Source organism: Marinobacter lacisalsi (assembly GCF_042651045.1).
Lineage (GTDB): Bacteria > Pseudomonadota > Gammaproteobacteria > Pseudomonadales > Oleiphilaceae > Marinobacter > Marinobacter lacisalsi.
In genome coordinates this window covers 209,258-233,356 of record NZ_JBHSDI010000013.1, presented here as the reverse complement: position 1 = coordinate 233,356, position 24,099 = coordinate 209,258, and the positions used below count along the sequence as shown (strand labels likewise).

The following is a 24,099-nucleotide window of genomic DNA, read 5'->3' as shown; positions in this document are numbered from 1 at the left end:
CCGCAATGACCAGGGACCCAAGCCCCACCGGCCGGCCTGAATGGCCCGAGGATATCCTCGCAAAGTCAAGAGACATCACCCTGCTTGCCCTGGACGTGGACGGGGTGATGACTGACGGTGCCCTGATCTTCTCTGCCAGCGGCGATGAACTCAAGGCATTCAACATCCTCGACGGACTTGGCCTCAAGCAGGCCATGGCCGCTGGCATCGAAGTGGCCGTAATCACCGGCCGTCGCTCGCCCCTTACCGAACGACGCATGACCAGCCTGGGCATTACCACCCTGTTGCAGGGACGGGAGGACAAACTGACGGCGCTGCGCGAGATCATGACTGAGCGTCAGTTACCACCGGCCCGGGTCGCCTATATCGGGGATGACCTGCCGGACCTGGCAGCGATACGCCATGCCGGCCTGGGCGTCACCGTGCCCAATGGCCACTGGTTTGTCCGTCAGCACGCCGACCTGTGCACCAGGACCGCCGGGGGCCATGGTGCTGTCCGGGAGCTGACAGACCTGCTCTTGTCTGCCCGCGGACGTCTGGACCAGGAGCTGCAGACCTGGCTGGGAGGCGAACAATGAAGTCGCCCGACAACTCCCGCAATCTTCTGGTACGGCTCCTGGATTTTCTGGCCCGTCCCGGCATACGCAACCCCGGCCTGCTGATCGCCGCCCTGGCCCTCGGCTTTTTGCTCTGGCAAAGTGACGACGCCCGCTCCCCCGACAGTGACGCCGTTGCGCTACGCGGGGAAACGGAACCGGATACCTTTATCAATCAGGGGGTATTCCGGTCATTCGATGCACAGGGGCGGCCAAAGCTGGTCGCCACCAGCCCCCGCACGGAACAGTTCGACGATCGTCAGGAGGCGGTTCTGGAGGCCCCGGACGCCACCCTGTATGATCACGAGGCTGACCTGCGCTGGCTGGTGGTCGCCGATGAGGGCCTCTACCACATGACCACCGAGGTGATGGAACTGGAAGGCAGCGTCAAAGTCACACGCAGCGTTGAAGGCGGTAATGCCGTGCTGCTGACAGAATATCTTCTTATCGACAACCCTGCCGGCAGGGCCACCACAGATCATCCCGTTACCCTGAAGTCGCCGGGCAACATCACCCACGCCCGGGGCATGACCGGCTGGTTTGATGAACGGGTAGTGGAATTGGAAAACTCAGTTGAGGGGATCTATGAAACCCGTCCGTAACCTGGCAAGCCGCCTGCTACTGATGTCAACGCTGGCACTGGGGCCGGCGCTGCCCGCCCTGGCGTTCAACCTGGATTCCAATGAGCCGATCCGGGTTACCGCCGATTCAGCGCGCCTGGATGACACTCAGGGCACGGCTGTCTATCGGGGCAATGTCAAGGTCCGCCAGGGCGGGATTCTGCTGACGGCTGACCGGGTCGATGTTTCCCGCAACGCCGCCGGCCTTGACCAGATTGACGCCAGCGGGCGCCCGGCCACCTACTACCGCCCGGCCACGGAAACCGAGAGTGCCGTGAATGCCGAAGCCCTGAAGATTCACTATTCCGCCGGCGACAACCTGCTGCGCTTCGAGCGGGAAGCGGTCGTGAAACAGGGCGGAGACGAGTTCCGGGGCGCGGTGATCAATTACAACACCGCCAACAAGGTGGTCACCGGCGAAGGCCGCACAGCGGATGGCGAGGGATCTGGCCGGGTTGAAATGATCATCCAGCCCCGTGGCAACAGCAGCAACTGACGGCGATATCCATGGCATTACTGCAGGCGAATCATCTCGCCAAAAGCTATAAACAGAAAAAGGTCGTCATTGACGTCTCGCTGAGCATCGAGAGCGGACAGATTGTCGGCCTGCTCGGCCCCAATGGCGCCGGCAAGACCACGTGCTTCTACATGATCGTTGGCCTGGTGCCCGCGGACCACGGCCACATCAGCATAGACGGCAAGGATATAACCCCCCTGCCCATGCACGGGCGGGCCAGACAGGGCATCGGTTACCTGCCCCAGGAAGCGTCTGTTTTCCGCAAACTGTCGGTAAGCGACAACATCATGGCGATCCTGGAAACCCGCAAGGACCTGAACCGCCGGCAACGGGTGGAAAAAATGGAAGAACTCCTGCAGGAGTTCCATATAACTCACATTCGCGACAGTGCCGGCATGGCTCTGTCCGGGGGTGAACGACGCCGCGTGGAAATAGCCCGCGCCCTGGCCATGGAACCGGCATTCATCCTGCTGGACGAGCCCTTTGCCGGGGTCGACCCGATCTCTGTCAGTGACATCAAGCAGATTATCCGTCACCTGCGGGACAAGAACATCGGCGTACTGATCACCGACCACAACGTCCGGGAAACGCTGGATATCTGCGAAAAAGCCTACATCGTCAGCAGCGGTCATATCATTGCGTCCGGCTCGGCCGACGAGGTCCTGGCCAACCAGCAGGTCAAGGAAGTCTACCTGGGGGATGAGTTCAGGCTCTGACCTGCCGAGGACAACAACCGCCCCTGGCGGTTTTTACACACTGGAACACACACCGACACCCCTGCAATTGTGTTGCCAGCATCAAGGGGGTACACTCGGCAAAGAACTTGCTTGTTATTTCCAAGTATCCGGTAACGCTGATTTTTTTGTTGATTTTCAGCTATTTTTTGAGCTGAGTCAGTGGTTTTGTCCACTGGTGCGTTACGGTTACCTCAGAAGGGTGATGGATGTGAAACCATGGTCATGAAAGCCTCCTTACAGTTAAAGATGGGTCAAAGCCTCACGATGACCCCGCAACTGCAACAGGCGATCCGTCTGCTCCAGCTTTCCACCCTCGACCTGCAACAGGAAATCCAGCAGGCCCTGGATTCCAACCCGATGCTGGAAACCCCCGAAGAGGAAGAGAACGCGGAGGCGTCCGATTCCGACCGGGAGCAGCAGGACCGGGATGATCGGGATCAGGCCGAATCGGCCACGGCCTCCGAGGTCGACAACAGCTGGGAAGAATCCGACTGGTCGGCAGAGAACAACAGCGCCGACACCATTCCGGATGATCTGCCGGTGGATACCGCCTGGGATGACATCTATCAGACAGCCCCCGCCCCCGCTTCCCGGGGCGAGGACGACAACGATTCCGACTTTGAAAGCCGCAGCCCGACCACCGAAACCCTCCAGGATCACCTGGAATGGCAGCTGAACCTCACCCCCATGAGTGATCGGGACAGCGCCATTGCCCACGCCTTGCTGGATGCGGTGGACGATCGTGGCTATCTGACCTCAGACCTGGATGAAATCCATTCCGGCCTGATGGACGAGGAAGACGAAGACCCGGTGGAGCGGGACGAGGTAGAGGCCGTTCTTCATCGCCTGCAGCACTTTGACCCGCCCGGGGTCTTTGCCCGTGATCTGCAGGAGTGCCTGCTGATCCAGCTGAACCAGCTGCCGCCTGATACTCCCTGGCTGGATAAGGCCCGGTTGGTGATTACCCACTACATCAATCTGCTTGGTAACCGGGACTACGCGCAATTACTGCGCCGCAGCCGCCTCAAGGAGGATCAGCTGCGGGAGGTGCTGGCGGTCATTACCGCGCTTAACCCCCACCCCGGCAATACTCTGGACCGCTCCGAGCCGGATTACGTTATTCCGGATGTGATCGTAAGCAAGGATAAGGGGCGCTGGCGGGTGGAATTGAACCCGGAAATTGCCCCGCGCATTCGTGTCAATGCCAGCTATGCTTCCCTTATAAGGCGGGCCGACAGCAGTGCCGACAACACCTACCTGCGGGATCAGCTGCAGGAAGCGAAGTGGTTTATCAAGAGCCTGCAGAGCCGTAACGAAACCCTGTTGAAGGTGGCGACACGAATAGTTGAACATCAGCAGGGTTTTCTGGACCATGGGGAAGAAGCGATGAAACCGCTGATCCTTTCGGACATCGCCCAGGCGGTGGAAATGCACGAATCGACCATTTCCCGGGTTACCACGCAGAAATACATGCACACACCCCGCGGCATCTTCGAGCTGAAATTCTTCTTCTCGAGCCATGTGAGCACGGAGGAAGGCGGCGAATGTTCGTCAACGGCCATTCGTGCGATGATCAGGAAACTGATTGCGGCGGAAACCCCGAAAAAGCCGCTCAGTGACAGCAAGATTGCCACCATGCTGGGAGAGCAGGGCATAAAGGTGGCGAGGCGAACGGTGGCAAAATACCGTGAAGCCATGCACATTCCGCCCTCCAACGAGCGGAAACGACTGGTCTGAACATACGGGTCTGATACAAACAGGAGAAGCCCATGCAACTGAATATTTCCGGTCATCACGTTGAACTGACTCCCTCCCTCAAGGATTACATCAACGAAAAATTCGAAAAGCTCGAGCGCCACTTCGATCACATCAGTAATTGTCAGGTCACCCTGGAAGTGGAAAAAGTGCGCCAGATTGCAGAGGCCACGCTGCATGTGGTCGGTGGCGAGATTCACGCCAAGGCGGAAAACGAGGACATGTACGCTGCTATCGACGCCCTGGTGGACAAGCTTGACCGACAGATCCTCAAGCACAAGGAAAAGAACGTTGACCGGATGCACGGAGCAACCGCCCGCTAACGGTTGTCATGCCGAAACGGCTATAATCTGAATCACATCGCTGCGGTACGGGTTCGTACCGCAGCATTTTTTTATCGGGACCGATGAGAATCCATGACCGATTCGACCTTGACCATCAATAACATCCTGGCGCCGCAGCTCACCCACTGTCGCGTTAACGGAACCAGCAAGAAGCGGATTCTGGAATTTATCGCCGAAACAGTCGCCGAGGAGTATTCGGAACTGGATGAAACCCAGATCTTCAACAATCTCGTCGCCCGAGAGCGCCTGGGCAGCACCGGTATCGGTCAGGGAATTGCCATTCCCCACTGTCGCCTTGAGGGTTGTACCCGTGTGGTCGGTGCTCTGGTTACCCTTGAGGAGGGGGTCTCCTTTGACGCCATCGACAACCAGCCGGTGGATGTACTGTTCACGCTGATCGTCCCCCGGGAAGCCACATCAGAGCATCTCGAGCTGCTGAGCCAGCTGGCGGAGCAATTCAATGACCGAAGTTTCTGTGATGCCCTGAGGGCCTGCACTACGGCTGACGATCTTTACCAGAAGATGACCGGCAACGCCTGATCCTTCATCGGGGAACAGGATACATCCGGGCTCATTACCGGCCAAGTCGCCAAGGGACAAGTCTCATGAAGCTGATCATCGTTAGTGGACGTTCAGGCTCTGGCAAGAGTACGGCCCTGCACGTGCTGGAAGACCTGGGGTTCTATTGCATTGACAACCTTCCCATCGGCCTGCTGTTTCCGCTCACCACGGAAGCCACATCCGGCCACTCCGGCAGTCGGCTGGAGAACATTGCTGTCAGCATTGATGCCCGCAACCTGTCTGACGAAATTGCCAATTTCGAGGCCATTCACCAGCGCCTGCTGGACTCCGGAATGACCACTGAAATCATCTACCTGGACGCCACCGAACAGTCACTGCTGCAACGCTTCCACGCCACTCGCCGCAAACACCCGCTGAGTGACGATGAGACCTCGCTGCCCGAGGCTATCCGTTACGAGAAACAGCTGCTGGAACCCATTGCCCAGCTGGCAGACCTGTACATGGACACCACGGATCTTTCCATGTACGAGCTGCGGGACATGGTCAAACGACGGATTATCGGTCGTAGCGAGCAGGAACTGGCGCTGCTGTTCCAGTCATTCGGTTTCAAGCACGGCGTGCCGGTGGACTCCGATTACGTACTCGACGTTCGCTGCCTGCCCAACCCTTACTGGGACCCGCAGCTGCGAAAATATACCGGCATGGATCAGCAGGTGATCAATTTTCTCGGCTCTGACGAGATGACCAACCGCATGATCGATGACCTGACCCGGTTCCTGGAAAACTGGTTGCCTCAGTTCAGCAAGAGCAACCGCAGCTACATGACCATCTCCATCGGCTGTACTGGCGGCCAGCACCGTTCAGTGTATGTCTGCGAGCAGTTGTCCCGCTATTTCAGCCGTCAATACAGCCGGGTACAGACCCGGCACACGGAGCTCCCCCACCTGAACCCGAAAGCCAGTGGCACTTCATGATCCGCCAGCCTGTCACCATCATCAACAAGCTCGGCCTGCATGCCCGTGCGGCCGCCAAACTGGTTGAAACCGCGTCCGCCTTCGAGAGCAGGGTCCTGCTCGCCAAGGGTGACCGTGAGGTGGACGCCAAAAGCATTATGCCGGTAATGATGCTGGCGGCCAGCCAGGGCACGGAAGTGGAGCTGGCGGCCGACGGTCCCGACGAACAAGAGGCAATCGCCGCCCTGGAGGCACTGATCAATGACTATTTTGGCGAGGGCCAGTGACCCATGAGAGAGCACCCCGTGAACAGACAATCCACACCCCAGGACGCCGCCGCAGATGACGACGAGCTGATCAAGAGCAAATCGCAGCTGAAGCGGGAAATGCACGCCCTTCAGGAGCTGGGCAAACGAATGATGGACCTGAGCGATGAACAGCTGGCTTCACTGCCCATTAGTGAGACCCTCAAGGCAGCCATCGTTGAGTCCCGGCGTATCCGTCAGCATGAGGCCCGCCGCCGGCACCTGCAATACGTAGGCAAGGTCATTCGCAACGAGGCTGATCCTGACGGCCTGCGTCGCTCCGTGGAAGCCTTCGATGCAGGCAGCGAGGAACACACCCGTCGCCACCATCTGGCCGAACGCTGGCGTGACCGGCTGATTGCCGAAGGCAATACGGCGGTGGCGGGTTTCGTGGAGCAATGTCCGGCAACCGATGTGCAGCACCTCCGCAACCTGCTGAGGAATGCCCAGAAAGACGTGAAATCCGGGAATAATACCGGCCACAGCAAGAAACTGTTCCGCTACCTGCGGGAGTGCATCGACGAGGCTGAGCGGAGCTCCTGAACCAAAGATTTTTTGGCCACGGAAGAACACGGAAATAAAAATCAAAAACTCTTTTTTTAGCCACGAAATCCACGAAATCTCACGAAAAGGCTTCGCCAGATAACCCTCCCCCCAGAGCTCAGGGTAGGCAATTTTCGTGTTCTTTAGTGGATTTCGTGGCCAATAATGTCTTTGTCTTTGCGTTTTTCTTCCGTAGCAAATCAGTCTTTTCCGGGCCGTATACGCCCTCAGAGGCGCCGGTGTTCCCAGACCGGCATGCGTGTGCGGATCTGCTGCAGGTAGTCCGGGTCAAGATCCGCGACGACAACCCCGGCACCCTCCACCAGTTCCTTCAGAATTCTGCCCCACGGGTCGACGATCATGGAGTGGCCATAGGTACGGCGACGTTCGCTGTTCTGGCCGCCTTGCCCCGGCGCCACCACCCATACCTGGTTCTCTATCGCGCGGGCACGCACCAGTGGGTGCCAGTGGGCATCGCCGGTGTGCCAGGTAAAGGCGCTGGGCAAGGTTATCCAATCCACCTCCTTTTCGCGCAGTTGCCGGAACATCTCGGGAAAACGCAGATCGTAACAAATCGATAGTCCCAACCTGCCCACCGGCGTATCGACCGTTACCAGATCCTCACCCGGCTCAAAGGTGTCCGATTCCCGATACTGCCCCTGGCTGTCTTCAACCATCGCATCGAACAGGTGGATCTTGTCATAGCGGGCCACCTCCCGGCCCTGATCATCGATGACCACACAGCTCGCCCGCACCCGATCCTCAAGGGTGGTTCCGTCGGGCCTGGCCCCGATGGGCAAAGAGCCGCCAACGATCCATAGCCCGTGCTTGCGGGCCTGTTCTGCCAGGAAACTGCGGATCGGACCGTCGGCAGACACCTCGCGACTGCCATGCAATGGCATATTGGCGGTATCCAGTACCGCAAAGTTTTCCGGCAGAACAGCCACCCGGGCGCCCTGCTCGGCGGCACGGGCCAGCAGAAGCCCGGCCTGGTTGAGGTTGTCATCAATATCCGTTGTGCTCACCATCTGGATGGCGGCGACGGTCTGGGCATTCGCCATAGCGATCTCCGTTGCGGATGACTGTGGTGTGGGACCCCAGGCTTATTCCCGGTTGCCGGAATCAAAGATATTGCGCAGCTTCACGTCCGGATTATCCCAGGTTCCCCTTACACTATAAGTGGCGCTGGTCAGTTTGCTCAATGGTTCGCCCAACAACTTGTCCAGCACGAACAGTGCGCCCCCCACTGGCGGCGAAGCGCCCATCAGGATGGCCGCCAGGGGCAGGTTCTGGGTCAGGGGTAATATCACCACCAGCCGCATCTCGAGGGTTTCATCGGCCAGGTTGGTCAGGCCCGACAGCCTTAGCGCACCGGACGGGCCCGCCAGCTGCAGGTCCGGGTCCCAGGTGAGGACGCCGTGATCCAGCTTTGCCTTGCCATAAATTGCGTCGAAGGCGACACCGGCTTCATAGAGGTCCGAGAAGTCGAATTGCAGCCGGCGTTGTAGGGTATCGGTATTGAGCAGGTTGAACAGGCGGAAAAGCTGCGCGGTTTCATTGCTCTCAAGGATCACACCATCGTCCAGACGGACGCTGAACTCGCCGTTCAGGCGCCCGGCGTCAAACTGGTCCGGCCGTCCCGGCCAGGCGATGTTCAGGTCAATCACCGAGCTCTTGTTGGTCAGGGGCATCGGCTGTCCCAGCAGACTGGCCAGGTCCTGAAGCCCGCCGCCCTCGAGCACGCCTTGTACCACGGTTACCTGCTCGCCGGAGGTGATTCCCCAGCGGAGCTGGCCATCAAATGCCAGCGACCCCACACGGCCCTGAAGATCCATCAGGGTTACCTGGTCCGGGGACGGAGACAGCACAAATGACCAGGAACCTGCCTGATCATCGCCGATCTCCAGCAACGCAATACGAACCTCCACCTCCGGCCACTGACCGGCCGCCATATCCTGAAAGGCATCCAGCTGTTCTGACGGCGTGAGCAGGAGGGGCTCATCATCCGGTTCGGTGCCGGGCTCCTGGTCCCGTGCCAGCCGAAGGCGCTCCAGGTCCACCCACACACGATCTCCGCTGTCCGGAATCCTGACCTGCCCGGCGGCACGTTCCGAGTTTGTGGTCAGCAGCCAGCCATCCGGCTGGGGTCTTGCGGTAACCCTGATCCCCGGAACCGAGTGACCACCGAGCACCAGCTCATCCATCCTCAGGTCAATGTTGTTCAACCAGCCAAATCGTTCGCTGGTACCATCCTCTCCGGCACCGGATGAGGTCCCACCCACGTCCACGCCCAGGCGATCAAGCCATGGCTGCCATTGAGCCGGGGCAAATCGATCTAACGCGGCACGGATCATCAGGCCCTCTTCAACCGTAAAACGCGCGGAACCGTCACCAATGACAACCTGACCACCGAGGAATTCTTCGCCCTGCCATTCCAGCGCCGCGGACAGTCGCTCCCCCCACTGGGCTTCCAGCAGCAGTTGATCGCCCGACGGCCAACGCAACAGGGCTTCGATGGTTTCCCCGGTACCGGGTTCCCGGGCCAGTGGCGCGGGCCATTCCGAGCGCAGTCCCGCACCACCAGCCGTAACCGCCAAGCGCGCATCGGCTCCGGGCACGACATCCAGGCGAGCGGTATAGGGTAAGGGGCCTGTCAATCCAGGCAATGCCTGCTCTTGCGACATGAGCATCCCGCTCAGTGAAGCGACATCGGTCCGCCCGGACTGAATCACTGTCAGCGCTCCCCGCGCCGGGTCCGCACGGAAGCGCACACTGACCGGTTGATTGAGGAAACGGGCAGACAGGGGCTCCTCGCTGAAACCATTCTGGCTGCTGTATTGGAGCGCGCCACTGATATTCCGCCAGCTCAGCCTGGCCGGCGAATAGTAAAGGCTGCCATTATCCGTTTGCAGGCTTGCCTCAACGTCAACATCCTGCGCTGCCGCGAGCGGCATCGACAAGGTCAGGTCCAGATCGTAGTCGCCAGTCAGCGAAAGCGTCTGACTGACGTTTCCGGCCATTCGGCCCAGGGGGGTCTCCCTGAGCCAGTATCCTGCCTGCTCACCCGTAAGCATGGCGCTGGTTACTACCTGCACGGTCGGGGTGCCGGCGCCCTGGATCACCTCAACCTTGCTACCACCCAACTGGACTCCACCAGTGGTGGCCTGATCCAGCACCACCCGGGCATGGCGATTATGGATGGTGACGGAACCCCTGGCCCCGGTGACCACAGGCCATGACGGATCATAGGCAACAGTGGCGTCACGAAAACGGTATTCCATGGCCGTATTGAAACTGCCCGGAGGGCGTCCGTCACCAACCTGGCCATGGCCATAAAATTCGCCACTGACGACTTCACCGGCCGTAATCGCCGTGGTCAGCCAGTCATATAGCTGCGGTTCCAATGCTTTTGCTGGCAGGACCTCCGGCAGCAGGCTGGCCGGGGCGTCGGCCACGGCGATTCTCAGCCCCAGGTTGTCCTCGCCGTAGCGGTCCAGGCGCAGGTCAAAAGCACCATTAATGTGAGTCGCTTCGCCATAGGTTGCCTTCAGGTCCTGGCCAAACACGCGGGTAATGCCCCCCTCATCGCGCCAGCTCACTTCACCTTCGGTGTGACTGAAGGTGAGCGGTTCGGCATACAGGTTGGGAGCAGTTAGCGTCATGTCCTTACCCTGGGCTTTTATCCGGCCGCCATGACGATTCGCCCACACCTGCCCCTGCAGATTGCTGCCACCGGGCGCTCCCCGGTGCGGCTGAACACTGACTCCGTCCAGTACCGCCGATACTGAAAAATCGCCGGGATGGCCGCGAGGCATCGTCAGATGCAGGTTTGACACGCGTCCTTCCGGTCTCAGCCCGACGACTTCCGGCTCGATCCTCGCCGAGAGTATGTCAGACGCTACCAGCATCCGTACCAGTGGGCCCAACGACACATTGGCTGCCGCCAGGTGGAAACGGAGCCGTTCATGCTCAAGTTTCACCGACATTCCGGTAACGGTGTCATCCTGCCAGCGCCACCCCAGATCCCGGATATGCAGACTGCCCCCTTCTTCGGTCCGGCGCCAGCCGACCCGAGCCGTCAGAGCCTCAACCGTCGGCGGAGCTATCAGGTCGCCATCCAGGCGCAAACGGGGCATGTTGATCCGACCGTTGAGCCGATCAAGCCGGCCATTGTCGAAAGTCAGCCAGGTAGTGGCGCTGGCATTGAGCTCCTGCAGCCGGAAGTTGCGCCATTCCAGACCCCGGGTAATACCCTCCAGCAGGCCACCGGGAGTAATATCGGCCCAGACCCGGCCGGTAAAGCGGCCTTCGAAGAAGCCGCTTCCCTGAATGGAAAAGGTGACCAGCTGTTCCAGGGTGCCCTGCCGCATGGCACGACCGGTAGCCGACATACGACCATCATCATAAGCCAGCTCCAGTTGGGGTACGTCCACGAACAGCGTTTCCGAGTCCGGCGTACGCAGCCCGACCGTCAGGTGGGTCAGGCGAATTTGCGGGTCTGATATTCGTCCCGCCAGCTCGTTCAGCCATCGCTGTGGTTGCAGCCATCGCTCCCCGGAGCTGTCTCCGACTGCGGAGAGCCCCGGGCCGGATTCGGGCAGGGTCAGACCGTCAATCGCAACGCCACCATCCGGGTCGCGGGCAACGATCACGTCCAGGCCGTCCGCCTCGATACGCTGGAACACCAACCCCATTCGCAACAGTGAACGGGGGCCGTCCAGACGCAACAGGAGATGCTGGAGGGCAACCGCACTGTGGTCCGCCCGTGAGTCGTGGGCAATATCGAGATGGCTGACCTGCAGCACAGGATCCGGCCCCTGCCAGCTTGCCGACAGGCTACCGATGGTCACATCCTGGCCCAACCGGTCGCTGAGCAGCGCCTCAATAGCAGGGCGATAATCATCAATATGCCGGGTCACGTATCTGGCCCAGGTCGTACCAGCGGCGACGATGATCAGCAGCAGGACCAGCAGCCAGGTGGCTGCTGTCAAAAGCAGGCTGGAGGCCCCGGCACGCCGGTTGCGCTCAGAACTCTGGCCAGCAGGGGGAGGGGATTGTTTGGACATCACACTCAGAGCAGGACCACATCGTACTGTTCCTGGCTGTAAAAGGGCTCTACCTGGAACCGGATCGATTTGCCGATAAAGGTTTCCAGGTCCGCCACATTGTCGGCTTCCTCATCCAGAAGTCTGTCGACCACCTTCTGGGACGCCATCACCAGGTAACTTTCTGCCTCGTAGGCTCGGTTGACCCGCAGTATCTCGCGGAAGACTTCGTAGCATACGGTTTCCGCGGTCTTGAGGAAGCCACGCCCGTCACAGATCGGGCACGGCTCACACAGGATCTGACCCAGGCTTTCGGTGGTCCGCTTGCGGGTCATTTCCACCAGCCCCAGCTCGGAAACCCCGGTAATCTTGGTCTTGGCATGGTCCCGTTCCAGCATCTTGTCCAGCATGCGGTGCACCTGGCGCTGGTGTTCCGGATCTTCCATGTCAATAAAATCGATAATGATGATACCGCCGAGGTTACGCAGTCGCAGCTGCCGGCTGATGGCCCGGGCTGCCTCGAGATTGGTCTTGAAAATGGTTTCTTCCAGGTTACGGTGGCCCACGAATGCCCCGGTGTTGATGTCAATCGTGGTCATGGCCTCGGTCTGGTCAATGATCACGTAACCGCCGGACTTGAGCTGCACTTTTCGGCTGAGAGCCTTCTGGATCTCGTCTTCAACGCTGTAGAGATCAAAGAGGGGGCGCTCGCCAGGATAGTACTCCACCTTGTTCTCGAACTCGGACACGAACTCCCTGACAAAGTCCATGACCCGCTGATGACTCTCCCGGGAATCGATGCGCACTTTTTCGGTCTGGGGACGAATAAGATCGCGAATGGTACGGATAAACAGTGGCAGATCCTGGTAGACGATGGCCGGAGCCTTGACCTGCTCAATGCGTTCAATGATGGAATAGTTGAGGCGCTGCAGGTACACCATGTCCGCCAGGAGATCATCCTCGGCGACACCCTCGGCGGCAGTACGGATGATAAAGCCGCCGGCACAGTGTTCCTGATCGCCCATGGCACTTTCCAGAGTCTGCTTGAGGCGTGCCCGTTCGTCATCGTCCTCGATTCGCTGGGAGATGCCGACATGGTGAACGCCCGGCATGAACACCAGGTAGCGGGACGGAATCGACAGCTGGGTAGTCAACCGCGCGCCCTTGGTTCCGATGGGATCCTTGGTCACCTGAACCACCAGCGACTGCCCCTCCCGCAGCAGTGTGCGAATGTCCGGCACGGTACGCGGGCCATCCTGGGGCTGGCCGTTGTCACTGTCAGAGTCCACCGGCATCACGTCAGACGCGTGAATAAAAGCGGCTCGCTCCAGGCCAATGTCGACGAACGCCGCTTCCATACCCGGCAGCACCCGCACGACCTTGCCCTTGAAAATATTGCCGACGATGCCTTTGCGACTGGTACGCTCGACATAAGCCTCCTGAAGCATCCCGTTCTCAACCAGTGCCACCCGGGTTTCCACGGGGGTAACGTTGATCAGGATTTCTTCGCTCATGTCATTCTCCGTTCAAGAGTTCCAGTAATCCCAGACCGGCAGGCCGGCATCTGCCAGCAGGCTGGCCGTGATATCCAGTGGCAGACCGACCACCGCGCTATAACTGCCACGTATACCAGTGACAAAGGCACCACCGCGGCCCTGTATACCATAACCACCAGCCTTATCCATGGGCTCGCCCGTGGCGCAGTAGGCATCAATCTCGCGCTGATCCAGATTGCGGAACCTGACTTCCGTCACGCTGACCCTGGCCTCAACGCCACTTGCGCTGGCCAGGGCAATACCCGTCATGACCTGATGTCTGCGACCGGACAACCTATGCAGCAATGCCCCTGCGTCTGACGCGTCCGCCGGTTTGCCCAGTATGTGGTCGTCCAGCACCACCGTCGTATCAGAGCCCAGTACCAGGGCATCCGCCCGGCCCTGACGCTGGTATCCGGCCAGAGCCTTCTCCCGGGCCAGCCGGTGCACGTAATCCGCCGGGGCTTCGCCCTGATGTGGCGCCTCGTCGACATCCACGGGCAACACGTCAAAGGATAGTCCAAGCTGCCTGAGCAGTTCAGCCCGTCGGGGCGACGCCGAGGCCAGTATGACTTTTTCGGTCATGGTTTTGTTCCACGGATGTCCGGTTCAGCCGAGCCTGAGATTCAACCTGTCCAGCAAGGGGCACACTACAACCCAGAGCAACGCACTGGTCGCTGCCGGCCAGAGGTACGCAAAACCCGCGGATTCGGCCCCCAGCAGCTGCTTGATAAAGTGAACCAGCATCTGGTTGATGCCCAGCAACAGAAACACAATCACACACTGCTGTAATAAGGGGAACATCCGCAACCGCTGGTGCACCGTCAGCACCAGAAAGGCAATCATCGCCATACCCAGCCCGTTGGCGCCCAGCGGTGCGGCTTCCAGCACATCCAGCAATACACCCAGCACCCAGGCCGCCAGAATGCCGAATTGGGCCGGGGCCCGAAAGGTCCAGTAAAACACCATCAACCCCAGCCATTCGGGCCGGAATTCAAACCAGCCCGTGGGAAACAGGGAGATGCTCAATACCAGCGACAACAGGATACTGACGAACATGACCGGATAGCTGACAATCGACAGCATCAGTTACCCTCCCCGCCAGTATCGTTGTCAGAAGTACCGCCGCTTGTCCGGTCATCCGTGCCTTGCGGGTCATAGAGCTCGGCGGCACCAGCGGATCCCGCCTCCTGGAACACCACCAGCACCAGCTTGCTTCGGCTCAAACGGGCCAGCGGGGACGCATGGATGGTAACGAACGGCGCACCGGGCTCCTTGCTGATGGATGATACCTCCGCGACCGGGTAGCCTTTTGGAAAACGTCCGCCAAGACCGGAGCTGACCAGCACATCGCCTTCCCGGATGTCCGCCGTGTCGGGCACATGCACCAGCTCCAGCTGACTGATATCGCCATTACCAAGGAGGATCGCTCGCAGGCCATTACGCAGCACCTCCACCGGCACCGCATGACTACTGTCGGAAACCAGCAGCACACGGGAGGTGAAGGCAGACGTGTACAGCACCTGCCCCATCAGGCCGTTGGCATCCAGGATCGCCTGCCCCGAAGTCACACCGTCGCGCTTTCCCTTGTTGATGATGACCTCGTGGGAGAAGGGATCCGGCGACACGCCAACCACTTCCGCCACCACCACCCGGTCATCCAGGGTATCGGACGCGTTCATCAGGTCACGCAGCTCGTTGTTCTCGGCCGCCAGGGCGCCGTACTTCAGCGCCCGACGCTCAAGAATCATGAGGCGGGCCTTGAGGGCTTCGTTTTCGCTGAGAAGATCTTCACGAGGGGTGATGACGCCAGCAAACCAGTCACCAAACCGGTCCGGTGCGTTCCCCAGCCAGAAGACCGGGGCCAGGAAGCTGGCAATGCTGCTACGCACCGGCTCCAGTCGATCGAAGCGGGCATCGGCAACGATCAGCGCCAGTGACAATACCAGCACAAACAGGAGCCGAAATCCGGGAACCGGGCCCTGGACGAAGATGGTTTTAATGGCACAGCCTCCCTGCCCCGATAGCACGACCGCCGCTGAGGTTTCCCTCCAGCGGCGGCGTCAGGCCGGCACCTGGTGCCATGATCACCCCTCCTGGAAGAACATTCCGATTCCGCTGCGATCAATCACTTCCAGGGCCTTGCCGCCACCACGGGCAACACAGGTCAGCGGATCTTCAGCAATAATCACCGGCAGGCCGGTTTCCTCACTGATCAGCTTGTCAAAGCCACGGAGCAACGCACCACCACCGGTGAGCACGATACCCCGCTCGGCAATGTCCGAAGCAAGCTCAGGAGGTGACTGTTCAAGGGCGCTCTTGACCGTTTGCACGATCTGGGCGAGAGATTCCTGCAGGGCGTCAAGAATTTCTTCGCTGTTGAGGGTGAAAGCACGGGGCACGCCCTCGGCCAGATTGCGGCCACGTACGTCGATTTCGCGAATCTCCACACCTTCAAAGGCACAGCCGATCTCATGCTTGATACGCTCGGCGGTGGAGTCACCGATCAGGCTGCCGTAATTACGGCGCACGTAGGTCACGATCGCCTCATCGAACTTGTCACCACCCACCCGGACGGATTCAGCGTAGACAATGCCATTCAGGGAAATGATGGCAATTTCGGTGGTGCCACCGCCGATGTCGACAATCATCGAGCCACTGGCCTCTTCCACAGGCAGCCCGGCACCGATGGCAGCGGCCATGGGTTCCTCGATCAGGAACACTTCGCGCGCGCCAGCGCCCAGGGCGGATTCACGGATGGCCTTGCGCTCCACCTGGGTGGACTTGCTGGGCACACACACCAGCACCCGGGGGCTGGGGGTGATAAAACTGTTCTCGTGAACCTTGTGGATAAAATGCTGCAGCATCTTCTCGGTGACCACGAAGTCCGCGATCACACCGTCCTTCAGGGGACGGATGGCGGTGATGTTGCCGGGGGTACGACCAAGCATCCGCTTGGCCTCAGTACCAACCGCAGCGACCGTTTTCTGGGAATTGTTGGTGCGAATGGCCACAACCGAAGGCTCATTCAATACGATCCCCCGCTCGCGAACATAGATAAGGGTGTTTGCGGTACCAAGATCGATCGACAGATCGCTGGAAAAGAGGCCTCGGAGACGTTTCAACATTCGCGTTATTTCAACCTGAGAAATGCCGTAGGGAAATGATGCCGCAACTTTAGCAGTGAGCACCCCCACAGGCAAGGCGTGATCGGCCGCCTTACAGGCTGTTACAGCGATGTGAGGGTACTGCCACACACTTCTAATCTGTTAACATGGTTGTTTTTCACGACCCCGGAGGCAATGCGTGACCATTTCCCGCACAGACATCGAAAAAGTTGCGGTGCTTGCCCGCATCCAGGTGGATGATGAGCAGGTGTCCGCCCTGGAGAAAGACCTGGGCAACATCCTTGATCTGGTCGACCAGCTGAGCGCCGCCGATACCGACTCGGTAGAGCCCCTGGCCCACCCTCTGGACGCGGTCCAGAAGTTACGCCCCGACGAGGTTACCGAAAACGACCAGCGGGCTGCCTTCCAGGCCATCGCCCCCGCCACCGAGAACGGCCTCTACCTCGTCCCCCGCGTCATCGAGTGACCGACCAGCAATACCAGGAAGCAGCATGCATAACAAAACCGTAGCAGACCTTTCCCGCGAGCTGGAAAACGGCACGATTTCCAGCGTGGAGCTCACCCGGCAGTTCCTCGACCGCATCCGGACCGAGGACGGCAAATACAACAGTTTCATTACCGTTACCGAAGAGCAGGCCCTTGCCGAGGCCGAGGCCGCCGACGAGCAACGGGCCTCCGGCAAGGCCACGCCCTGGACTGGCATTCCCTTCGCCCACAAGGACCTGTTCTGCACCAATGGTGTACGCACCACCTGTGGCTCGAAAATGCTTGAGAACTTCGTGCCGCCCTACGACGCCACCGTCACCGCCAACTTCCGCAAGGCGGGTGCCGTGTGCCTGGGCAAGACCAATATGGACGAGTTCGCCATGGGCTCCTCCACCGAATCCAGCTATTTTGGCGCCACCATCAACCCCTGGGGCGATAACCGCGTCCCCGGTGGCTCCTCCGGCGGCTCCGCAGCGGCCGTGGCCGCGCACCTGGTGCCGGCGGCCACGGCCACTGATACCGGCGGCTCCATCCGCCAGCCTGCGGCCCTGTGCGGCATCACTGGCCTCAAGCCCACCTACGGTCGGGTTTCCCGCTATGGCATGGTCGCCTTTGCCTCCAGCCTCGACCAGGGCGGCACCATGGCCCGCACCGCGGAAGACAACGCCATGATGCTGAACGTCATGGCGGGGTTTGACCCGAAGGATTCCACCAGCGTCGAGCGGGATGTGCCGGACTACACCGCCACCCTGAACGAGCCCATGAAGGGCCTGACAATCGGTCTGCCCAAGGAGTACTTCTCCGATCAGCTGAGTCCGGCCATGGAAGAGCAGGTACGCAACGCGGTTCGTGAATACGAGAAGCTGGGCGCCACGGTGAAGGAAGTGTCGCTGCCCAACGCAAAGCTCGCCATCGCCGCCTACTACGTCATCGCGCCGGCAGAAGCCTCCGCCAACCTGTCCCGATTTGACGGGGTGCGCTATGGTTACCGCTGCGAAAATCCGAAGGATCTGATGGACCTGTATACCCGCACCCGTGCCGAAGGCTTCCGTTCAGAGGTCAAGCGCCGCATCCTGGTGGGCACCTACGCCCTGTCCGCCGGCTACTTCGACGCCTATTACCTCAAGGCCCAGAAGGTGCGCCGGCTGATCCAGCAGGACTTCGTCAACGCCTTTAAAGAGGTGGATGTATTGATGAGCCCGGTGTCTCCTTCCCCCGCTTTCCGTCAGGGCGAGAAAACCAGCGATCCGGTCACCATGTACCTGGAAGACGTGTTCACCATTGCCGTCAATCTGGCTGGCGTACCAGCCATGTCGGTACCGGCCGGTTTCGTTGATGGCCTGCCGGTAGGGCTGCAGATCATCGGGGACTACTTCTCCGAGGCCCGGCTGCTGAATGCCGCCCACCAGTTCCAGCAGGTGACCGACTGGCACCAGCGTGAGCCACAGTAAGCCCGACGAAGGAGAGCTTCAGATGCAATGGGATATCGTAATCGGGCTGGAAATTCACGTTCAGCTCGCCACCCGAACCAAGATCTTTTCCGGCTCCAGCACCGCCTATGGCGCCGAGCCCAACACCCAGGCCAATGCCGTTGACCTGGCCATGCCGGGCACCCTGCCGGTACCCAATGAACAGGCCTTCCGCTACGCGGTGATGTTCGGTCTGGCAGTCAATGCGGAGATCGAACGCCGCTCCGTTTTCGAACGCAAGAACTACTTCTACCCGGATCTGCCCAAGGGTTATCAAACCACCCAGCTGGAGCGGCCGATTGTCGGTCCCGGCCATGTGGATATCGACCTGGGCAATGGCGAGACCAAGCGGGTGCGCATTCACCACGCTCACCTGGAAGAAGACGCTGGCAAGTCCCTGCACGAGGATTTTCACGGCATGACCGGCGTGGACCTGAACCGGGCCGGCACGCCACTGATCGAAGTGGTGACCGAGCCGGACATGAACAACGCCGAGGAAGCCGTAGCCTTCGCCAGAAAGCTCCATGGCATCGTCACCTCCCTGGGTATCTGCGACGGGGACATGTCCCAGGGCTCCATGCGCTTTGACGTCAACATTTCCCTCAAACCCAGGGGTTCCGACACGCTCGGCACCCGCACCGAGACCAAGAACCTCAACTCCTTCCGCTTCATGGAACAGGCCATTGCCCACGAGGTGGAGCGGCAGATGGACATCCTCGAGGACGGCGGCACCATCGTGCAGGAAACCCGCCTTTACAACGGTGACCGGGATGAATCCCGCTCCATGCGCACCAAGGAGGAAGCCAACGATTACCGCTACTTCCCCTGCCCGGACCTGTTGCCGGTGGAACTGGACGAGGCTTTTATCGAAGAGGCGCGCAACAGCCTGCCGGAACTGCCGGATGCCCGTAAGGCCCGCTTCCAGGAGCAGTACGGTCTGAATGACTATGACGCCGGTTTGCTGGCCAGTGATTCGAAACTCGCCGCCTTCTTTGAAGAGACCGTGAGCCATGGCGAGGACGCCAAGCTGTCCGCCAACTGGATTCTGGGCGAGTTCTCCGCCCGCCTGAACGCCGAGGAGAAGGCGGTCGCCGACTCACCCATCTCCGGCGCCCAGCTGGGCGCGCTGGTGACCCGCATCGCGGACAATACAATATCCTCTGCGGGCGCCAAGAAGGTGTTTGAGGCTCTTTGGACGGGTGAGAACGACAGTGTCGACGGAATCATCGACGCCAAGGGCCTGAAGCAGGTCTCCGATACCGGTGAGCTGGAGAAGATGGTGGATGAGGTCCTGGCCGGCATGCCGGATCAGGTGGCCCAGTACCAGAACGAGGAAGACCCCAAGAAGCGGAAGAAGATGCTGGGTGGCTTTATGGGCCCGCTGATGAAAGCGTCCAAGGGCCAGGGGAACCCCAAGCTGTTTAACGAGATTCTTCAGAAGAAACTTGGCGGTTGATTACTCCCTGATCTCGGGCCCAGCCTTCAGGTTTTCGGGCTGGGACCGGGGGTGGTACCCCTTTTTCCGCTGCAATTCACGGTACGTCCTGTACCGACCTTGCACCGCGCCATCCATGGCGCTGCTTCAAAAGGGGTACCACCCCCGGTCCCGTCATACCTGAGGGAAAACCGCCAACAAAGCCACCTGAAAACGGCTTTCTCAAAAACGCTAGTCAATGCTATGCAGAAACACGACGACACCAAGCCTTGATTTCAATCGCGGGCTAGACCCACTGTAAGGCGGCATACCGCTTTGTTGTCCCCGAAGATAGCGCCCAGGCTCGAGGGTGTTGGGCCGGGGGACCTTTTCGTAGCAGCGCCAGGGATGGCGCGGTGCAAGGTCGGACCATGGATGGTCCGTGAATTGCAGCGAAGAAAAGGTCCCCCGGCCCAACACCCATGCACCCATGCACCCAAGTCAAAACTCAAACAGATGTTTAATTATATGACACACATCACGACACACTACCTTGCTGGTCAGTAATCAACCAGTTACACTGCCATGGAAATGTAAAATCGTAATCACAGTCCGAAGTTACGTTAGGTTTCTACGAGCCTCTGAAAAGGAGGCCTGGCACCGGTTGATGTTATAGCCGGCGAGGACACACCGACAGAGAGACAGTGGGCAGGATCGCAGGACGCGAACCAGGGGCTTTTTCAGAGATTCGTTACCGCCTTCGGGGAACGACAGGTAGCATGATCGAACAAGGTGAAGCCATGGGAAAGCCACTCGACGTCGAGTCCGCCAAACCAATGCGGGTAAAGCCTCGTGCCGCGGAACCCAATCTTCGGGACCAGCAGCGCGTGGACGTTGACATGAAGGTCACCCTCAACCGTCCCGGCCAGCCGCCCATCGAATGCGACATCTGCAACCTGTCCCGCTCCGGCATGATGATCCGCTGCACCACCGCCATTACCGAAACCCTGATTCCCGGCAAACGCGCTCCCGCACCCGGCGACTGGATCGACGTCAACGCCCGTTTCGAAGTGCCGGTGCTTGCTCAGCAGTCCGTACAGCTCTCGGCCCGCTGCCATATCGCGCACCTGCGTCGCATGGCCAGGGACGAGTTTCACCTGGGCGTTCGGTTCGTGGATTTCGACGGCCGTGGTTTCGATTATGTCGACCAGTACGTCCACCGACTGCTCACTGACCGCACCGTCTGATCACCCCCTGTTCTGCCCCTTCCGGCTATAACCAGCCTGACACTGGCTGCATATTGTTATAGCCGTAAACTCTACTAGCTCACCTTCTTATAAGCATCGCTCCCTGATATAGTGTTCATCCTCAATTTGAACCTATTTGACTCCTTCCTGGGCACACCCCAGGCACTCGGTGAGCTGAACTATGACCACGTACAACCTGACCCATCTGAAACAGCTGGAAGCTGAAAGCATCCACATCATCCGGGAGGTGGCTGCAGAGTTTGACAACCCGGTGATGCTCTACTCCATCGGCAAGGATTCCGCGGTCATGCTGCACCTGGCCCGCAAGGCGTTCTATCCGGGCAAACCGCCGTTTCCTCTGATGCATGTGGACACCACCTGGAAATTCCGGGAGATGATTGATTTCCGCGACCGTAAGGCGAAGGAATACGGTCTCGACCTGATCGTCCACATCAACGAAGAAGGTGTGAAGCAGGGCGTGGGGCCGTTTACCCACGGTAGCGCCAAACACACCGACATCATGAAGACCCAGTCCCTCAAGCAGGCCCTGGACAAGTACAAGTTCGACGCCGCCTTCGGCGGCGCTCGCCGGGATGAGGAGAAGTCCCGGGCCAAGGAACGGGTTTACTCCTTCCGGGATGAATACCACCGTTGGGACCCCAAGAACCAGCGCCCGGAGCTGTGGAATATCTACAACGGCAAGATCAACAAGGGCGAGAGTATCCGCGTCTTCCCCCTGTCCAACTGGACAGAACTGGACATCTGGCAGTACATCTACCTCGAGAATATCGAGATTGTCCCTCTTTACTATGCGGCCAAGCGTCCGGTGGTCGAACGGGACGGCACCCTGATCATGGTGGACGATGACCGCATGCCCCTGAAGGAAGGCGAGGAGCCGATGATGAAATCGGTACGCTTCCGCACCCTGGGCTGCTATCCACTGACCGGTGCCATTGAATCCGAGGCGGATACCCTGCCGGACATCATCCAGGAAATGCTGCTGGCCACCAGCTCCGAACGTCAGGGCCGCGTGATCGACCACGATTCAGCCGGCTCCATGGAACAGAAAAAGCGGGAAGGGTACTTCTAACATGTCACACCAGTCTGAACTGATTGCAGAAGATATTCAGGCCTACCTGAAACAGCACGAAAACAAGGAACTGCTGCGCCTGCTGACCTGCGGCAGCGTGGATGACGGCAAGAGTACCCTGATCGGCCGCCTGCTCCACGACACCAAGATGATCTACGAAGATCATATGGCCAGTCTCAAGACCGACAGCGCCAAGATGGGTACCACCGGCGAAAAGCTGGACCTGGCCCTGCTGGTGGACGGTTTGCAGGCGGAGCGGGAACAGGGCATCACCATCGATGTGGCCTACCGCTACTTCTCCACCGACAAGCGCAAGTTCATCATCGCCGACACCCCGGGCCATGAGCAGTACACCCGCAACATGGCCACCGGTGCGTCCACCGCACAACTGGCGATCCTGATGATCGACGCCCGCTATGGCGTGCTGACCCAGACCCGTCGCCACTCCTACATCGCATCGCTGCTGGGCATCCGCCACGTGGTGGTCGCCGTGAACAAGATGGACCTGGTGGACTTCAGCGAGGAACGGTTCAACGAGATCAAGGAAGACTACCTGGCCTTCGCCGCCAAGCTGGGCCTGAAGGACATCCGCTTCGTGCCGATTTCCGCCCTGGAAGGCGACAACGTGGTGAACAAGAGCGAAAACACGCCCTGGTTCACCGGCCAGCCGCTGATGGAAATCCTGGAAACCGTGGATGTTTTCCGTGACAAGAACCTCGAGCACTTCCGCTTCCCGGTGCAGTATGTCACCCGCCCCAACCTGAACTTCCGCGGCTTCTGCGGCACCATTGCCTCTGGCGTGATCCGCCCGGGCGATGAAGTGATGGCGCTGCCCTCCCGCCGCACCAGCACCATCAAAGAGGTTGTCACGTTCGATGGCAATCTTGAAGAAGCCTATATCGACCAGGCCGTTACCCTGACCCTGAATGACGAGATCGACGTCAGCCGGGGCGACATGCTGGTCAAGGTGGAAGACGAGCCGGAGGTGGGCAACCGTTTCACCGCCAACATCGTCTGGATGACCGACGCGCCACTGGAAACCGGTCGCCTCTATGACATCAAGCTGGGGCCCACCTACACCTCAGGCACGGTGAAAAAGATCCATCACCAGACCGACGTGAATACGCTTGAACAGAGTGCCAACCCTGCACAGCTGGCCCTGAACGAAATCGGCCTGTGCGAGCTGACCCTGAGCCAGCCCATCGCGTTTGATGCCTACCCACGCAACCACGCAACCGGCAGCTTTATCGTCATCGACCGGCTGACCAACGTCACCGTCGGCGCCGGCATGGTTGCTGGTACCGCAGGCGAGGTTGAGTCCCTTGACCCGGTGACCGCCGAGGAGCGTGAGCGACGCCTGGCGCAGAAGCCGGCCATCGTCGCCTGTAACGGCCGCAAAGCGGACGATCTGGCCGTTGCCGTGGAGCGGGCCCTGTTCGACCAGGGCAAGACCGCGGTGGTACTCACCGAGAACAACGCCGGCACCGCCGACGACCGCCGCCGTACCGCGCAGCTGCTGTCGGCCCATGGCCTGATTGCGGTTGCCGTCAACCTTGGCACTGACGTGGCCTCTGTCAGCGTCCGTGCGGACAGCGAAGAAGCCGTCCCCGAAGCAGTGAATGATCTAATTCAGGGATTGTTGCGGGGCAAGCGGGTCTGATCAACTGACCTGTTACAGAAACAGCCCCGGTTTTCTCGGAAACCGGGGCTGTTTTCGTTTGCACCCGTGTTACTGGCCGCCTCTCCATGGCAAAATCATGACCCATTAATTATCCCCATCAGGATTCGTGCTT

Annotated in this window: 23 protein-coding genes; 16 read left to right on the top strand and 7 right to left on the bottom strand. The window is 59.9% G+C overall.

Annotated features, from left to right (window positions below; all coding sequences use genetic code 11):
• Positions 1–5: 5 nt before the first annotated feature.
• The 10 genes from ACFOZ5_RS11060 to yjgA all read left to right on the top strand — a co-directional run bounded on the left by ACFOZ5_RS11060 (position 6) and on the right by yjgA (position 6,892).
• Complete coding sequence (locus ACFOZ5_RS11060; RefSeq protein WP_379887218.1) at positions 6–578, top strand: KdsC family phosphatase; 573 nt, start codon at positions 6–8, stop codon at positions 576–578.
• Positions 575–1,198 (top strand): LPS export ABC transporter periplasmic protein LptC, encoded by a 624-nt coding sequence (gene lptC, locus ACFOZ5_RS11055; protein WP_379887216.1) that lies wholly within the window; start codon positions 575–577, stop codon positions 1,196–1,198. The genes ACFOZ5_RS11060 and lptC overlap by 4 nt, the downstream gene beginning before the upstream one ends.
• Entirely contained in the window at positions 1,182–1,712 is a 531-nt protein-coding gene (gene lptA / locus ACFOZ5_RS11050) for a lipopolysaccharide transport periplasmic protein LptA (protein WP_379887214.1), read from the top strand. Before lptC ends, lptA begins: the two co-directional genes overlap by 17 nt.
• Positions 1,713–1,723: 11 nt before the next feature.
• Entirely contained in the window at positions 1,724–2,449 is a 726-nt protein-coding gene (lptB, locus tag ACFOZ5_RS11045) for an LPS export ABC transporter ATP-binding protein (RefSeq protein WP_379887212.1), read from the top strand.
• Between the two features lie 243 nt (positions 2,450–2,692).
• Positions 2,693–4,207 (top strand): RNA polymerase factor sigma-54, encoded by a 1,515-nt coding sequence (locus tag ACFOZ5_RS11040; RefSeq protein ID WP_379887210.1) that lies wholly within the window; start codon positions 2,693–2,695, stop codon positions 4,205–4,207.
• Positions 4,208–4,239: 32 nt separating this feature from the next.
• On the top strand, positions 4,240–4,548 hold the full coding sequence (gene hpf / locus ACFOZ5_RS11035) for a ribosome hibernation promoting factor (RefSeq protein ID WP_379887208.1): 309 nt from the start codon (positions 4,240–4,242) through the stop codon (positions 4,546–4,548).
• 93 nt (positions 4,549–4,641) lie between these two features.
• Positions 4,642–5,109 carry a PTS IIA-like nitrogen regulatory protein PtsN gene (gene ptsN, locus ACFOZ5_RS11030; RefSeq protein ID WP_379887206.1) on the top strand — a complete coding sequence of 156 codons (468 nt, stop codon included), beginning with the start codon at positions 4,642–4,644 and terminating at the stop codon, positions 5,107–5,109.
• Positions 5,110–5,174: 65 nt separating this feature from the next.
• Complete coding sequence (gene rapZ, locus ACFOZ5_RS11025; RefSeq protein ID WP_379887204.1) at positions 5,175–6,065, top strand: RNase adapter RapZ; 891 nt, start codon at positions 5,175–5,177, stop codon at positions 6,063–6,065.
• Complete coding sequence (locus ACFOZ5_RS11020; protein WP_379887202.1) at positions 6,062–6,331, top strand: HPr family phosphocarrier protein; 270 nt, start codon at positions 6,062–6,064, stop codon at positions 6,329–6,331. The genes rapZ and ACFOZ5_RS11020 overlap by 4 nt, the downstream gene beginning before the upstream one ends.
• Positions 6,332–6,349: 18 nt before the next feature.
• Entirely contained in the window at positions 6,350–6,892 is a 543-nt protein-coding gene (gene yjgA, locus ACFOZ5_RS11015) for a ribosome biogenesis factor YjgA (RefSeq protein WP_379887200.1), read from the top strand.
• Positions 6,893–7,119: 227 nt separating this feature from the next.
• Here yjgA and ACFOZ5_RS11010 read toward each other — a convergent pair whose 3' ends face one another.
• The 7 genes from ACFOZ5_RS11010 to ACFOZ5_RS10980 all read right to left on the bottom strand — a co-directional run bounded on the left by ACFOZ5_RS11010 (position 7,120) and on the right by ACFOZ5_RS10980 (position 16,600).
• Positions 7,120–7,953, bottom strand: coding sequence for a carbon-nitrogen hydrolase family protein (locus tag ACFOZ5_RS11010; protein WP_379887197.1), 834 nt, complete (start codon positions 7,951–7,953; stop codon positions 7,120–7,122).
• Between the two features lie 42 nt (positions 7,954–7,995).
• Complete coding sequence (locus ACFOZ5_RS11005; RefSeq protein ID WP_379887195.1) at positions 7,996–11,958, bottom strand: YhdP family protein; 3,963 nt, start codon at positions 11,956–11,958, stop codon at positions 7,996–7,998.
• 5 nt (positions 11,959–11,963) lie between these two features.
• A complete protein-coding gene (gene rng / locus ACFOZ5_RS11000; RefSeq protein WP_379887193.1) occupies positions 11,964–13,451 on the bottom strand; it encodes a ribonuclease G in 1,488 nt (495 codons plus the stop codon).
• A gap of 12 nt (positions 13,452–13,463) precedes the next feature.
• Positions 13,464–14,057, bottom strand: a complete 594-nt coding sequence (locus ACFOZ5_RS10995) for a Maf family protein (protein WP_379887191.1) — start codon at positions 14,055–14,057, stop codon at positions 13,464–13,466.
• Positions 14,058–14,081: 24 nt separating this feature from the next.
• The gene (gene mreD / locus ACFOZ5_RS10990) at positions 14,082–14,558 is read right to left on the bottom strand and encodes a rod shape-determining protein MreD (RefSeq protein WP_379887189.1); all 477 of its coding nucleotides are present in this window, start codon (positions 14,556–14,558) and stop codon (positions 14,082–14,084) included.
• Positions 14,558–15,466, bottom strand: coding sequence for a rod shape-determining protein MreC (gene mreC, locus ACFOZ5_RS10985; protein WP_379887312.1), 909 nt, complete (start codon positions 15,464–15,466; stop codon positions 14,558–14,560). The genes mreD and mreC overlap by 1 nt, the downstream gene beginning before the upstream one ends.
• A gap of 93 nt (positions 15,467–15,559) precedes the next feature.
• On the bottom strand, positions 15,560–16,600 hold the full coding sequence (locus ACFOZ5_RS10980) for a rod shape-determining protein (protein WP_379887187.1): 1,041 nt from the start codon (positions 16,598–16,600) through the stop codon (positions 15,560–15,562).
• A gap of 178 nt (positions 16,601–16,778) precedes the next feature.
• Here ACFOZ5_RS10980 and gatC point away from each other — a divergent pair, with 178 nt between their 5' ends.
• The 6 genes from gatC (at position 16,779) to cysN (ending at position 23,966) form a co-directional block, all read left to right on the top strand.
• Complete coding sequence (gene gatC / locus ACFOZ5_RS10975; RefSeq protein ID WP_379887185.1) at positions 16,779–17,066, top strand: Asp-tRNA(Asn)/Glu-tRNA(Gln) amidotransferase subunit GatC; 288 nt, start codon at positions 16,779–16,781, stop codon at positions 17,064–17,066.
• Between the two features lie 25 nt (positions 17,067–17,091).
• Complete coding sequence (gene gatA / locus ACFOZ5_RS10970) at positions 17,092–18,537, top strand: Asp-tRNA(Asn)/Glu-tRNA(Gln) amidotransferase subunit GatA (RefSeq protein WP_379887183.1); 1,446 nt, start codon at positions 17,092–17,094, stop codon at positions 18,535–18,537.
• Positions 18,538–18,559: 22 nt separating this feature from the next.
• Positions 18,560–20,011 carry an Asp-tRNA(Asn)/Glu-tRNA(Gln) amidotransferase subunit GatB gene (gatB, locus tag ACFOZ5_RS10965; RefSeq protein WP_379887181.1) on the top strand — a complete coding sequence of 484 codons (1,452 nt, stop codon included), beginning with the start codon at positions 18,560–18,562 and terminating at the stop codon, positions 20,009–20,011.
• 737 nt (positions 20,012–20,748) lie between these two features.
• Positions 20,749–21,216 carry a PilZ domain-containing protein gene (locus tag ACFOZ5_RS10960; RefSeq protein ID WP_379887179.1) on the top strand — a complete coding sequence of 156 codons (468 nt, stop codon included), beginning with the start codon at positions 20,749–20,751 and terminating at the stop codon, positions 21,214–21,216.
• Positions 21,217–21,397: 181 nt separating this feature from the next.
• Entirely contained in the window at positions 21,398–22,306 is a 909-nt protein-coding gene (cysD, locus tag ACFOZ5_RS10955) for a sulfate adenylyltransferase subunit CysD (RefSeq protein WP_379887177.1), read from the top strand.
• 1 nt (position 22,307) lies between these two features.
• Positions 22,308–23,966, top strand: coding sequence for a sulfate adenylyltransferase subunit CysN (cysN, locus tag ACFOZ5_RS10950; protein ID WP_379887175.1), 1,659 nt, complete (start codon positions 22,308–22,310; stop codon positions 23,964–23,966).
• Positions 23,967–24,099: the final 133 nt, after the last annotated feature.